This is a genomic window from Massilia sp. 05N420 (assembly GCF_056397205.1).
Genome location: NZ_JBFTMX010000002.1, coordinates 157,777 through 172,219, shown reverse-complemented (window position 1 = coordinate 172,219; position 14,443 = coordinate 157,777). Strand labels below are relative to the sequence as shown.

The following is a 14,443-nucleotide window of genomic DNA, read 5'->3' as shown; positions in this document are numbered from 1 at the left end:
GGAAGACTCATGAATCTGAACAACCATATCCAGCCCGCAACATCGCCGCTCCAGCTCTGGGGCGGCCTCGAATGCACCGTCAACCGCGTACGCGACAATTACTTCTCCCAGATGGAACGCAACGGCCATGCAGCCCGCCTGCAGGACCTGGAGCGCTTTGCCTCGCTCGGCATCCGCGCGATCCGCTACCCAGTCCTGTGGGAGCGCACCGCGCCCGACGGCATCGACAGCGCAGACTGGTCATGGCCGGACGAACGCCTGCCCGTACTGCAGCAACTGGGCGTCACGCCCATCGTCGGCCTGGTCCACCACGGCAGCGGCCCGCGCCACACCAGCCTGGTATCGAGCGACTTCCCCGAGAAGCTGTCGGAATACGCCGGCGCGGTGGCGCGGCGCTACCCCTGGATCGAGTACTACACCCCGGTCAACGAGATCTGCACCACCGCCCGCTTCTCCGGCCTGAACGGGGTCTGGTACCCGCACGGCAGCAGCGAAGCGACCTTCGTCCGCGCCCTCATCAATCAGTGCCGCGCGACCGTGCTGGCGATGCGCGAGATCCGCAAGGTCAATCCGGACGCGAAACTGGTGCAGACCGACGACCTGTCGCGCACCTACGGCACGTCCGAAATGGCGGAGTTCACGAACTTTTTCAACGAGCGCCGCTGGCTCGGCTGGGACATGTTGTGCGGCCGGATCGACGAGAACCACGCCCTGTGGGACTACCTGCTGGAATCCGAGGCAAGCGCCGAGGAACTGCTGTGGTTCAGGGAGAACCCCTGCCCGCCCGACATCATGGGCGTCAACTATTACATCACCAGCGAGCGCTGGCTCGACCATCGCCTCGATCGCTATCCGGACAGCCGCCATACCCAGTACCGTGGCGTCCCGCATGTGGACATCGAGTGCCCGCGCGTGCTGGCCACGCCGACCCCGGGCATCGGGCCGCTGCTGCACGAGATCTGGGAGCGCTACGGTCTGCCGATCGCGATCACCGAGGCCCATATCGACGCCAACCGCGAAGACCAGCTGCGCTGGCTGGTCGAGATCTGGAACGCCGCCAAGAAAGTGCAGCAGAACGGCGCCGACATCCGCGCCGTCACCGTCTGGGCCCTGCTCGGCTCCTTCGACTGGAACTGCCTGGTGACCGAATGCCGCGGCTACTACGAGCCCGGTCCCTACGACGTGCGCGGCCCGCAGCCGCGCCAGACCGCGGTGGCGCACCTGATGCGCGAGCTGTCCACCGGCCGTCCGCTGTCGCATCCGGTGCTGCAGGGCCAGGGCTGGTGGCGCCGTCCGGGGCGCCTCTGGGCCAAGCCGGTGGCGACCCGCGAAGCGGTCGCCGACATCAACGACCGCGGCGCCTTCCGCTCGACCTTCCCGCAGCCGATCCTGATCACCGGCGCCACCGGCACCCTGGGCCGCGCCTTCGCCCGCATCTGCGAGCGGCGCAACCTGGCCTGCCACGTGCTGAGCCGCCAGGAGATGGACATCGCCGACCCGGCCTCGGTGGAAGCGGCGATCGTGCGCTACAAGCCCTGGGCGATCGTCAATGCCAGCGGCTATGTGCGGGTCGACGATGCCGAGCGGGAGCTCGAGCGCTGCATGCGCGAGAACGCCCACGGTCCCACCGTGCTGGCGCTGGCGGCGATCCGCCACGCGGTGCGCTTCCTGACCTTCTCCAGCGACCTGGTGTTCGACGGCAGCCTGGGCCGCCCTTATGTCGAATCCGACCGGGTGGCGCCGCTGAACGCCTATGGCCGCAGCAAGGCCGAGGCCGAGCGCCGCGTGCTGGATTCCGACCCGCAGGCGTTGGTGGTGCGCACCAGCGCCTTCTTCGGTCCATGGGACGAGCACAACTTCGTGACCCAGGCGCTGGCGGCCCTGTCCGCCGGCCGGCCTTTCGCGGCGGCCGGCGACATGACGGTGTCGCCGACCTATGTGCCGGACCTGGTGAATGCCTGCCTCGACCTGCTGATCGACAAGGAGTCCGGCATCTGGCACCTGAGCAACGGCGAGGCCATGAGCTGGGCCGAGCTGGCCCAGCGCGCCTGCGCCGCCGCCGGCATCGATCCGGCCGGCCTCGAGGTGCGTACGGCTGCCGAGCTCGGAATGGCGGCGCCGCGTCCCCTCCACAGCGCGCTGACCAGCGAGCGCGGCCTGATCCTGCCCTCCTTCGGCGACGCCCTGGGACGCTATCTGCGCGAGCGTGAACTGGGCGGGGAAAGCTTCGACCAGGAAGAGTCGGCGCATTACGCCAGCTGATCAGTTCGTTTGATCAAAAAGCAACAGCCGCGCCAATTTTGGGCGGCTGTTGCTGTTTATATGCTTGACGAATAGCATTGTATTTACCATCGGGATTTCTTTAGTTACACTGTGTTACATAGCGTTACGTTACGCGATTCCGTGTTCACAGCCATGTCCGCCTGCCTTGTCTTATCGATCTCTTTTCCCCTTGCCAGCGCAGGGAGCCCGGAATGAAGCTTTATCGTGAAGAACGGGGCTGGGCCGAACGGCTCATCGCCGCCGCCACGCCGTCCGTCACCCTGGACTCGGCGGTTCCTTCCCACCTGTCGCGCCTGCCGCTGCTGCGCGAGCGGATCAAGATCCGCGTGCGCGCCCTGCTGCATCCGCTGCAGACCCCGGCCTGGCTGCGCCTGCTGAATTCCCATCCGGCCTTCTCGGAATACGTGCGCAACTGCCCGCGCTTCCTGTACAAGGTCTACCGCCCGTATAACAGCCAGGCCCTGACGGCCGGGGAAAGGCTGGCGGCGATCCAGGCCCACTACCAGTTCATCTTCCGCCTCGGCCTCGGACAGACGGTGGCGCGCGCCAGCATCGGGCCGGTGGTGCTGGCGGCTGCCGAAGGCAAGAGCGGCCTGCCCTACGAGATCCAGCTGCGCACGGTGAACATGTTCGACCGCGAAGGCGAATTGGTCATGCAACTGGCCCAGGACGGCAAGGTGATCTACACGGTGGCCTTCACGATCGCTCCGCGCGCGGGCCGTCCGGCCATGAGCATCGGCTGCGTCCAGGGCGGCAAGCTTGACGACGCCCGCGAAGCGATCCGCCTGGCCACCCGCGACCTGCACGGCCTCCGCCCCAAGCAGTTGATGGTGAGCCTGGTGCGCCAGCTCGGCTTCGAATACGGCTGCGAGCGCCTGCACCTGGTCTCGAACCGCAACCGTGTGATCTACACGGCGATCCGCCTCGGCCGCGTGCTGGCGGATTACGACCTGCTGTGGGAAGAGATGGGCGCCGTCAGGAACGCCAGCGGCGACTACGAACTGGACTGCGCCCCGATAGCGGCGCCGGACCTGGAAAACATCCCGTCGAAGAAGCGCTCGGAAGCAAGAAAGCGCCACGAACTGCTGTGCGGCCTCGCCGAAGGCGTCTGCCTCAACCTGCGCGCCCGCAGCTGACCATCAAATTCGGGGTCATCAAATTCGGGGTCAGAGCACTTTTTTGAGCAATGGCCCCAGATAAACCTTTTGCTCCGGCCGAGGGCCCGAAGGCGCTCCCTTCCGGGCGATGCCGACGCTGCGGTCTGCAAAGGTAGTGCTTGGCGATTGCCCGAGGGCTTTTGCCAAAAAAAGTGCTCTGACCCCGAATTTTTAAAAAGTGCTCTGACCCCGAATTTTTCAGGTGCGGGTCAGGATGGGGGCCAGTTCGCTCCAGACGCGATCCACGCTCATCTTGTTCATGCAGTCGTGATGCCCCAGCGGGCATTCGCGCTTGCGGCAGGGCGAGCATTCCAGGCGCAGGGAGACGGTGCGTGCGATTTCCGACAGCGGCGGCGCGTAGTCCGGATCGGTCGAGCCGTACAGCGCCACCACCGGGCGGTTCAGGGCCGAGGCGATGTGCAGCAGGCCCGAGTCGTTGGAGACCACCGCGCGCACCTGCGCCAGCAGGGCGATGGCGTCGTCCAGCGAGGTCTGGCCGGCCAGGTTGAGGATGAGGCTGGATGCGGCGCCGGCCCTGGCCAGGACCTGGGCGCAGGCTTCCTGGTCGTTCGGCGATCCGAGCAGCGCCACCTGCACGCCCGGCACCGTGTCCGCCACGCGCGCCGCCAGCTCGCCATAGTGGGCCGGCGGCCAGCGCTTGGCGATGCCGAATTCCGCGCCCGGGGCGAAGGCCACCAGCGGGCGCTGCAGGTCGATGCCGAGGCGCCGGGCGACGGTCTCGGTTTCTTCGCCGGCCACGATCAGCGAGGGCCGCGCCAGCTGGCCCGGCAGCGGCAGCTCGGGCTCGCGCGCCAGCGCCGCGTAGAACGGCACCATCGAGCGCGGCGGGCTGTCGTCGTGGTGCATCACGTTGACCATCCCGTAGCGCATCTCTCCCTTGTAGCCGACCCGTTGCGGAATCCGCGCGAGCCAGGGGATCAAGGCATATTTCAGGGTGTTCGGCAGCACATAGGCGTCGCGGTAGCCGCGCTTGCGCAGCTGCCGCGCCGTCTTCAGGCGCTCGCCCAGCTGCAGGGCGCGGTGCCGGAACGGCGTCTCCATGATCTGGTCGGCTTCCTGGATGCGGCGCCACACCGGCACCACCTGCGGCGGCGCCAGCACGTCGATGGCGCGCTCCGGGTGGGCCTGCTTGAGCAGGCGCAGCAGGGGCTGGGCCATCACGGCGTCGCCGATCCAGTTCGGCGAGATGACGAGGGTGCGCTCCTGGCCGTTCATGTCGCTTCCGCCGGGGTCGTGAACTGCAGCCGGTACAGGTTGGCGTAGGCGCGGCCCAGCGCCAGCAGCTCGTCGTGGGTGCCCTGTTCGACGATGCGGCCCTGCTCCATCACCACGATCAGGTCGGCGCGCTCGATGGTCGACAGGCGGTGCGCGACCACGAAGGTGGTGCGGCCGGCCATCAAGGTATCGAGCGCGGCCTGCACGGCGCGTTCCGATTCGTTGTCGAGCGCCGACGTCGCCTCGTCGAGGATCAGGATCGGCGCATCCTTGTAGATGGCGCGCGCGATCGCCACGCGCTGGCGCTGGCCGCCGGACAGGCGCATGCCGTTCTCGCCGATCATGGTCTCGACGCCGTCCGGCAGGCGCGCCACCACGTCGTCGAGGTGGGCCGCCTTGATCGCCGCCGCCAGCCGCGCATAGTCGACCTGCTCGGCGCCGTAGGCGATGTTGGCCTTCAGGGTGTCGTCGAACAACACCACGTTCTGGCCGACCAGGGCGAGCTGGGCGCGCAGGCTGGGCAGGGTGATGTCCTGGTAGGGGGTGCCATCCAGCAGGATACGGCCCGACTGCGGTTCGTAGAAGCGCGCCACCAAGTTGACGAAGGTGGACTTGCCGCCGCCCGACATGCCGACCAGGGCCACGGTCTGGCCGGGCTTCACGTCCAGCGACACGCCGTCCAGCGCCTGCGCCTGGGTGTTCGGGTAGCGGAATCCCACGCGCTCGAAGCGTACGTGGCCCTGTGCGCGGCCCAGCACCTGCGTGCCCGGGTCGTGCTCGATCGGCGCGTCGATCAGCTCGAACACGGTTTCGGCGGCGGCGATCCCGCGCTGCATCGGACCGTTGACCTCGGCCAGCGCCTTCAGCGGCGTCAGCAGCATCAGCATCATGGTCACGAAGTTGGTGAACTCGCCCACCGTCATGTTGGCGCGCAGGGCCAGCACCACCACCAGCGACAGCGCCAGCGAGGTCGCGATCTGGGTCACCGGGGTGGTGGCGGCGAAGGCCACCGTCATGCGCTGCGAGAAGCCGCGCAGGGCTTCGCTGCGCCGGTAGAAGCGGCGGCTTTCGTAGCGCTCGCCGGAGAACACGCGGATCACCTGGTGGCCGCGCGCTGCTTCGTCGACCACCTGGGTCATCTCGCCGGTGACGCGCTGGTTTTCGCGGTTCAGGTGGCGCAGGCGCTTGCTGGTGGTGCGCACGATCACGGCGGTCAGCGGTACCACGACCAGCGCCACCAGGGTCAGCTTCCAGTTCAGGTAGAGCAGCGCCGCCAGCAGGCCGATCACTACCAGGGTGTCGCGCACGAAGGCCACGAACACCGACTGGATCATGTCGATCACCTGGCGCACGTCGTTGACGACGGTGTTGATCACCTTGCCGGTCGACTCTTCGTGGAAGCGCGCCACCGGCAGGCGCAGCAGCCTTTCGAAGGCCTGGGCGCGCAGGTCGTTCAGGACCCGGCTCAGCACCCAGTTGTTGTAGTAAGCGGTGGCGAAGGTGCCGATGCCGCGCAGGACGAAAATCGAGACCAGCACGCCGGGAATCCACCACAAGCTGAAGTCGACCTTGTTCTTGAAGCCCTTGTCCATCAGCAACTCGAGCGCCTTGCCAAGCAGGGGCTGGGTAGCCGCGGTCAACGCCATCGCCAGTAGTGAGCCGAAGGCGCGCGAGCGGTATGGTTTGACGATTGCCCAGAGGCGCTTGACGATATTAATGGTATCCACTTGATTTCATAGAATTCTTCTGGTGGTCCCGTCGAAGGAACAGCCACCAGGCTCGCACATTGTCCAATTTGCTTGGAGAAGCCGAAGGACGAAGACTGACTTTACTCGATGCCAGTTACCTGATGGATTACACCGTGTCAGACCGAAAGGAAGCCGTGCGAACTCTTCTAGCTAAAACACTATTTTCGCATGAGCGGTAGCTGAGGACCAGCGCTACGTGTCGTCCCTGTTGACCTGCCCGGACCATTCCAGCAAGACTTGACGGACCATGTCCGGCGCAAGGGCCCGCATGCAGGCACAATCGTCGGAACCGGGGCATCCCGCACATGCCTGCGGCCTGGACAGATTACGTGCTTGCGTCCCCAAGGCGCCCCAACGTGCCGGATCAATCGGTCTCAGCGGCGGGAACAGGCCCAGCGTGGGACGTCCGAGCGCGGCAGCGATGTGGAGCGGTCCGGTACCACTCGCGACCAAACCGTCGGACGCCCCAATCAGCGCCGTGAGCCCGTCGAGGTCGAACTTTCCGCACAAGTTGATAACGTTCGGCAATGCCAGCAGTTCAGCCGCCTGCTCCTCCAACAGCTGTCCTTCCCCGGCGCTTCCCGTGACCCAAAAATGGATATGGGAATGCGCCACGAGATCGCGCGCCAGGTGCGTGTAATGAGCGAGCGGCCATTCGCGTCCGTTGTTGTTCGACTTGGGATGCAGGATGAAATAGCAGCCTTCACGCTCACGCAATGCAAGCACCGCCTGGTTCCGCGGTGCGGATAAGCCGTAGTATGGCGGCAGCTCTTGCAGCGACGGGCGGACATCCATACCCAAGGGACGCAGGAGAGCAAAATTCAGTTGTGCCTCGTGCAGAGCCGACCTGGCACGGCTGAAATACGCCAGCTTATTGCAGGTAAATAAATGGAACAGCCGATGGCTGGTTCCGACCCGATTATGGACACGGGCCTGTTTCGCCGCACGCGCCAGCCTGCGGTCTGGAAACGCAAAAATCACGGTATCGTAATCGCCTTGCGCCAGTACCTCCAGCAGATCATCCTCTGCCTCCGGTGCAATCACATGATCGACGAAGCGGCAATGGCGTACCACAGGTGCGGCGTACGGGCGGCACAACATGTCGATCTGGACATCCGGAAACCGGCATTTCAGATACCCGACCAGAGGCAAAGTGAGCACGACGTCACCAATATTATCGGTGCGGCAGATGAGAATACGCTGAAAATGGACGGAGGAAGGAGCCATTATCGGGGCGAGTCGGTAGGCGCCGATGCCGCAGGCACGTGGGTCGATGTCGCCAGACAAAATCCCATGATTGTGCACACCATCAACGCATAGAAGACCTTTGTAATCATCAGCCAGAACATCACATCGGTCAGGCCAAATCCGATGAAACAAACCACCAGCACCACGCCGGTCAGGCCGAGCGCGGCCCGCTCGCCACTGCTATTCTTCAGTACCTTCCAGAAAAATATTAATGGCCCAACGTACATCAGCAACAAAAAACTGAGATCGAGAATGCCGCCCGTGGCCAGGGTATTCAGCACATCATTATGACTGCTGCTGAACTCAAGCGCGGTACTGTGCTGCAGTCGCCCCTGTGCTGCCATGGCTTGCAGGGTAGCGTGGAAGGCATCGCGTCCGACACCCAGCCATGGATGTTCGGCAATCATCATCAGCGATGCTTTCCATAATTCCAGCCGGACACCGACGTTGGTACCGGCGTTTTGCACGGTGAAATACTGGTTGACCTCCGAGACGGCTTCGGCCACGCGCCGCGCAATGCCAATCGAAGGGACGAAATAAGCACCAACGCAAGCAAGCAGCACGATTCCGGCGCTGTACCAGAGCACCCGGCCGTGCATTTTGCCGCCGAATTTAAGTAGTGGCGGCAATACGAGCAGGAAACCCAGCCAGGCGCCGCGCGACTCCGATAACACAGCCACGGCCACACCGGCAAACAGGGCGACAATGGGCAGCAAGGCGAACCTGGTCTGACGCAACGCCGTAAGCGCACATAAGGACATCGCCCCCATCGCTACGGCCAGGTCGCCGAATGTGATTGGATGGTGGGTAAACCCCTCGACACGCTCGATACCGAAGGCGAAGCGCTGTACCAGCGCGAGGATGGCTGCGCCAATCGTACCGCTGCACAAGCCCAGCCAGAACCATCTGACATCCGGCTTGAGACAAGCGATGACACCGATGCAACTCAACGCAAGCAACAGGCGCAATGGCCCGTCCAGCGTGTGCAGCGCCTGGTGGAAGTACAAAAGTCTTGCCAGAGAGATCAGGAAGTACCCGGCGAAGCCGGCGATGGTCCAGCGGATCGCACCCCAGTTGCGCGAATAGAAGTCGGGCAATCCCTTATTCAGCAGCCATATCGCCATGAGCAGGACCGCGACCTGGCCAATATGTACGCCCCCCTCTACAACCAGGCTCATGAAAGGCAACAGAAATGCCAATGCGGATGCCAGGACCTGAACGCCATCGACTGGGCATTGTCGGGTTTGAACTTTGGCTAGTTTCATAAGGCAATACAGCACTGCAGCCGGGACACTTGAGGGTTGTCATTATAAGAGAAAGCTTATTAGCACACAGAAACGCAATCCTGTGCCATGACTGCAGCTCGAGCATCCCGGCGCAGGACTACGTTGCCGCCACCCGGAACACACTGACCGTCCGCGCCAGCTTCGCCGCCTGCTCCTGCATCGCTTCCGACGCCGCCGCCGCTTCCTCCACCAGCGAGGCATTCTGCTGGGTCACCTGGTCCATCTGGGCGATCGCCTGGTTGATGTGATCGATGCCCGTGCCCTGCTCCCGGGTGGCGCTGCTGATCGCGCCGATCATGCTGCTGACGCGGTTCACGCTGGCGACGATCTCCTGCATCGTGGCGCCGGCATCCAGCACCAGCCTGGCGCCGTCGCCGACCTTCTCGACCGAGTCGCCGATCAGTTCCTTGATTTCCTTGGCCGCCTGGGCCGAACGCTGGGCCAGGTTGCGCACCTCGCCCGCCACCACCGCGAAGCCCCTGCCCTGCTCGCCCGCGCGCGCCGCCTCGACCGCCGCGTTCAGCGCCAGGATATTGGTCTGGAAAGCGATGCCGTCGATGACGCCGATGATGTCGACGATCTTGTTGGACGACGTTTTGATCGCTTCCATGGTGTCGACCACGCGCGCCACCACCTCGCCGCCGCGGTCGGCCACACCGGCGGCCGATTCGGYCAGCTGGCTGGCCTGGCGCGCGTTCTCGGCGCTCTGTTTGACGGTGCTGGTCAGCTCCTCCATCGAGGCCGCTGTCTCTTCCAGCGAGCTGGCCTGCTCCTCGGTGCGGCTCGACAGGTCCAGGTTGCCGCTGGCGATCTGGCTCGAGGCCGTCGCGATCAGGTCGGTGCCGCTGCGCACCTGGGTCACGATGCCGGCGAGGGCGTCGCGCATGGCTTTCATGGCCGCCATCAGGCTGTCGCGGTCGCCTTCGCGCACGATCACTTCCGCGCCGAGGTCGCCGCCGGCGATGCGCCGCGCCACCTCGACCGCATAGCCCGGATCGCCGCCCAGCGAGGCTTCGATCTTGCGGGTCAGGAGCACGACCACCACGCCCAAGGCCGCGCCGATGAGCGTCAGCCAGATCGCCGATTCGCCCAGATTCCGGTAGAAGGCCTGGTCGAGGTCGTCGATGTACAGGCCGGTCATGATGTTCCAGCCCCAGGGTCGATAGGCCAGGGTGTAGGTCAGCTTCGGCACCGGCTTCTGCGCACCCGGCTTGGCCCACAGGTAGCTGGTAAAGCCGCCGCCGTCCTTCGACGCGTTGGCGGCGGCGATGGCGTCCAGGAAGACCTGGCGGCCTTCCGGGTCGCGGGTGGCGCTGCTCTTCGAGCCGACCATCTCGGCCTTGATCGGATGCATCAGCACCTGCTCGCCGTCGAACACGACCAGGTAGCCGGACTCGCCGTAGCGCAGCGCCTTGATGCGGGCCAGCGCCTGCTTCTTCGCTTCCTCAATCGTCAGCGCATGGCTGGCCGCCAGCGCGCCGTATTCCTTGGCGATCGACGCCGCCATCTGGCCGGCATTGGCGAGCTGGGTCTTGCGCTCGTCGAGGCGGACTTCGCGGTTGTGCAGGGAGTCGAGGACGAATACCGCGAGCAGGCAAAGCAGGCTCAGCAGCAGGGGAAGGAAGAGTTTCTGTCGGAAGGAGAGTTTCATGGTGATGATACGATAAGTTGCCCTGGGACACTATCGCCAAAACCGTGCTGAAACTCGATGGCAAGAAATTAAATATGGAAGATATTTTTTTGTTCAGTATCTAAGCCGAACGTTGTCGCGCGTGGGCACGGTGCCCACCCAGGTTATCGATGCGCACCGTGCCCACGCGCACTGTATTAATACTCGACCGCCACCTCTTTCGCCCCCAGCTGCAGCTCGAGCGCATACTTCAACTCGTCCGACGGCGCCACCCGCCAGCCGTCGCCCAGCTGCACCACGCAGGGAATGCCCTGCGGCGACACGCGCAGGCTGACCGGCAGGCCGTCGTGCTGGCGGTAGGGCTGCAGGATCTCGGCCAGCTTGGCCGGGCTGATCGTGCAGGCGACCTCCATCTCCAGCTTGTGGCCGTACTGGATGCGCGCCTCGGCGATACCGAAGGCCTTCTCGGCGGTGATGCGCAGGCCGCCGTTGAAGCGGTCTTCCGAGACCTTGCCGACCACCAGCAGGAATTCGTCTTCGCGGAAGATGTTCTTGTTGGCCTCGAACAGCTCGTTGTAGATCGTGACTTCGACCACCGAGGTCTTGTCGTCCAGGGTGACGATCAGGATCTTGCCGCGCTGGGTCAGCTGGGTGCGCACGCCGGTGATCACGCCGCACAGCATGCGCGGATCGCGCGACGGCTCCAGGTCCTTCAGCTTGGTCTTGGCGAAGCGCCGCACTTCCTGCTGGTAGGAGTCGAACATGTGGCCCGACAGGTAGTAGCCGAGCGCGGTCTTCTCTTCCGACAGCTTCTGCCGGTCGGTCCAGGGCGTGGCCTTCACATACTCCGGTGGAGCGACCAGGTCGGAGTCAATGCCGCCGAACAGGCTGACCTGGTTCGCCGCCGCAGCCGCCTGGCCGGCCGCTTCCATCGCGAAGCCGACGGAAGCCAGCAGCACCGCGCGGTCGACGCCGAAGCAGTCCATGGCGCCGGCGCGGATCAGGGATTCGATGGTGCGGCGGTTGATCTGCTTGCGGTCCACGCGCAGGCAGAAGTCGAACAGGTCCTTGAACTTGCCGCCGTCCTTGCGCGCCGCGATGATGGCTTCGATCGCGCCCTGGCCGGCGCCCTTCACGCCGCCCAGGCCGTAGCGGATGTTCGACACCTGCTTGCCGGTGACGGAGCGCGGCGGGCCTTCCGGCGTGAAGCGGAACTGCGATTCGTTGACGTCCGGCGGCAGGATGGTCAGCTTGCAGACGTCGATCGAATCCTCGACCAGGATCTTGATCTTGTCCGTGTCTTCCATGGCCAGCGACATGTTGGCTGCCATGAACGCGGCGGTGTGGTGGACCTTCAAATACGCCGTGTGATACGACAGCAGCGCATAGGCGGCGGCGTGCGACTTGTTGAAGCCGTAGCCCGCGAACTTCTCCATCAGGTCGAAGATCTCGTCGGCCTTCTCGGTCGACAGGCCGTCCTTGGCGGCGCCGGCGCGGAAGATTTCGCGGTGCTCCGCCATCTCCTCGGCCTTCTTCTTGCCCATCGCACGGCGCAGCATGTCCGCACCGCCCAGCGAGTAGCCGCCGACGATCTGCGCCATCTGCATCACCTGCTCCTGGTAGACCATGATGCCGTAGGTCTCGGACAGGATGGACTCGGTGCGCGGGTCCGGATAGTCGAACTTCTCGCCGTGTTTTCGTTTGCAGAAGTCCGGGATCAGGTCCATCGGGCCCGGACGGTAGAGCGCCACCAGCGCAATGATGTCCTCGAAGCGGTCGGGACGCGCATCCTTCAGCATGCCCTGCATGCCGCGCGATTCAAGCTGGAACACGGCGACGGTCTTCGCCTCCGTCAGCAGCTTGTACGAAGGCCGGTCGGTCAGCGGCAGCGATTCCAGGTTGAAGCCGGCGTCCTGCGGATCGAGCGCGCGGATGTAGTTCACGGCGCGGTCGAGGATGGTCAGGGTGGTCAGGCCCAGGAAGTCGAACTTCACCAGGCCGGCGGCTTCGACGTCGTCCTTGTCGTACTGCGAGACCACGCCGGCGTCGCCACCCTGGGTGTACAGCGGGCAGAAGTCGGTCAGCTTGCCGGGGGCGATCAGCACGCCGCCGGCGTGCATGCCGATGTTACGGGTGATGCCCTCGACCTGCTGGGCAAGGTCGAGCAGCTGCTTCACTTCCTCTTCGTTCTCGAGGCGTTCCTTGAGCATCGGCTCTTCTTCGATCGCCTCGGCGATCGAGACCGGCTTGCCCGGCTTGAACGGAATCAGCTTGGAGATGCCATCGCAGAAGGTATAGCCGAAGTCCATCACACGGCCGACGTCGCGGATCGCGCCCTTGGCCGCCATGGTACCGAAGGTGGCAATCTGCGAGACCGCGTCGCGGCCGTACAGGTCCTTCACGTGCTGGATCACCAGCTCTCGCTTTTCCTGGCAAAAGTCGATGTCGAAGTCGGGCATCGAGACGCGTTCCGGGTTCAGGAAGCGCTCGAACAGCAGGTTGTATTTCAGCGGATCGAGGTCGGTGATCTTGAGGGCGTAAGCGACCAGCGAGCCCGCGCCGGAACCGCGGCCCGGGCCGATCGGCACGCCGTTGTTCTTGCCCCACTGGATGAACTCCGCCACGATCAGGAAGTAGCCCGGGAACTTCATCTTGATGATGGTGTTGTTCTCGAACTCCAGGCGCGCTTCGTAGCGCGGGCGTTCCTTTTCGCGCTGCTCCGGATCCGGGAACAGCTGGACCAGGCGTTCCTCCAGTCCCTTCCTGGTCTCGGCGATGAGAAACTCGTCGATGGTCATGCCCGGGGTCGGGAAGTTCGGCAGCTGCGGCTTGCCCAGCGTGAGCGTAACATTGCAGCGCTTGGCGATTTCGACGGAATTGGCGAGCGCGCCCGGCAAATCCTTGAACAGCTCGGCCATCTCGTCCTGGGACTTGAAGCACATGTTCTCGTTGAAGCGGCGCACGCGCTTGGCGTTGGCCAGCATCTCGCCTTCCGCGATACAGACGCGCGCTTCGTGGGCGATGAATTCTTCCTTCTTGATGAACTGCACCGGGTGGGTCGCCACCACCGGCAGCCCGAGGCGGCCGGCCAGCGCCACCGAGTGGCGCACCTGCTGCTCCTGGTTGGGCTGGCCGGCACGCTGGATCTCGACGTAGAAATGGCCCGGGAAGATGCGCGCCCAGCGCTGTGCGCAGGCCTCGGCCTTCTCGATGTCGCCGTTGTCGATGGCCTGGGCGACGTCGCCGAAGGGGCCGCCCGACAGGACGATCAGGGCGTTCGACTGCGGCACGTCCGGCTCCAGGGTCGATACCGACGTCGCCAGCGCTTCCAGCCACTCGACGCGGATTTCCGCCCTGCCCTTGTACTGGTTGGTGAGCCAGGCCTTGGACAGCAGCTCGCACAGCTGCAGGTAGCCGGTCTTGTTCTTGCAGAGGATCAGCAGGCGGAAGGGCTTGTCGCGGTTCTCGTCGTTGGTGATCCAGGCGTCGACCCCGACGATGGGCTTGAGGCCCTTGCCGCGCGCGGCCTTGTAGAAGCGGACCAGGGCGAAGGCGTTGGCCAGGTCGGTCACCGCCAGCGCCGGCTGCTGGTCCTTCACGGCCGCAGCCACCAGGTCGTCGATGCGGACCAGGCCGTCGACGATCGAGTATTCGGAGTGTACGCGCAGGTGGGTAAAAGTCGGGGCAGTCATCCCATCATTTTAACGCGACGGGACGATGGGCGGGAGCGCTGGGATTGCATATAGGAACGGGCGTGGCGAAATTACCAACAAACTTGGATTCCCGCCTTCGCGGGGACGACGATTGGGAGTGGCGGGGACGACAATCCGGAATTGCAGGGGGGCGACGATCATG

Annotated in this window: 8 protein-coding genes; 2 read left to right on the top strand and 6 right to left on the bottom strand. The window is 64.7% G+C overall.

Annotated features, from left to right (window positions below; genetic code table 11):
• Window positions 1–9 precede the first annotated feature (9 nt).
• Both AC1DIX_RS01795 and AC1DIX_RS01790 read left to right on the top strand, forming a co-directional pair.
• Window positions 10–2,262 (top strand): family 1 glycosylhydrolase, encoded by a 2,253-nt coding sequence (locus AC1DIX_RS01795; protein ID WP_477321540.1) that lies wholly within the window; start codon window positions 10–12, stop codon window positions 2,260–2,262.
• 212 nt (window positions 2,263–2,474) lie between these two features.
• Window positions 2,475–3,419, top strand: a complete 945-nt coding sequence (locus tag AC1DIX_RS01790) for a VirK/YbjX family protein (protein WP_477321538.1) — start codon at window positions 2,475–2,477, stop codon at window positions 3,417–3,419.
• Window positions 3,420–3,638: 219 nt separating this feature from the next.
• Here AC1DIX_RS01790 and waaF read toward each other — a convergent pair whose 3' ends face one another.
• The 6 genes from waaF to dnaE form a co-directional block, all read right to left on the bottom strand.
• Complete coding sequence (gene waaF / locus AC1DIX_RS01785) at window positions 3,639–4,676, bottom strand: lipopolysaccharide heptosyltransferase II (RefSeq protein WP_477321536.1); 1,038 nt, start codon at window positions 4,674–4,676, stop codon at window positions 3,639–3,641.
• Window positions 4,673–6,403, bottom strand: a complete 1,731-nt coding sequence (gene msbA / locus AC1DIX_RS01780; RefSeq protein WP_477321534.1) for a lipid A export permease/ATP-binding protein MsbA — start codon at window positions 6,401–6,403, stop codon at window positions 4,673–4,675. The genes waaF and msbA overlap by 4 nt, the downstream gene beginning before the upstream one ends.
• 213 nt (window positions 6,404–6,616) lie before the next feature.
• Complete coding sequence (locus AC1DIX_RS01775; RefSeq protein WP_477321532.1) at window positions 6,617–7,651, bottom strand: glycosyltransferase family 9 protein; 1,035 nt, start codon at window positions 7,649–7,651, stop codon at window positions 6,617–6,619.
• Entirely contained in the window at window positions 7,651–8,937 is a 1,287-nt protein-coding gene (locus AC1DIX_RS01770) for an O-antigen ligase family protein (protein ID WP_477321530.1), read from the bottom strand. The genes AC1DIX_RS01775 and AC1DIX_RS01770 overlap by 1 nt, the downstream gene beginning before the upstream one ends.
• A 118-nt stretch (window positions 8,938–9,055) precedes the next feature.
• Window positions 9,056–10,609, bottom strand: a complete 1,554-nt coding sequence (locus AC1DIX_RS01765; RefSeq protein ID WP_477321528.1) for a methyl-accepting chemotaxis protein — start codon at window positions 10,607–10,609, stop codon at window positions 9,056–9,058.
• Between the two features lie 176 nt (window positions 10,610–10,785).
• Window positions 10,786–14,280 (bottom strand): DNA polymerase III subunit alpha, encoded by a 3,495-nt coding sequence (gene dnaE / locus AC1DIX_RS01760; RefSeq protein ID WP_477321526.1) that lies wholly within the window; start codon window positions 14,278–14,280, stop codon window positions 10,786–10,788.
• Between the last annotated feature and the right edge of the window lie 163 nt (window positions 14,281–14,443).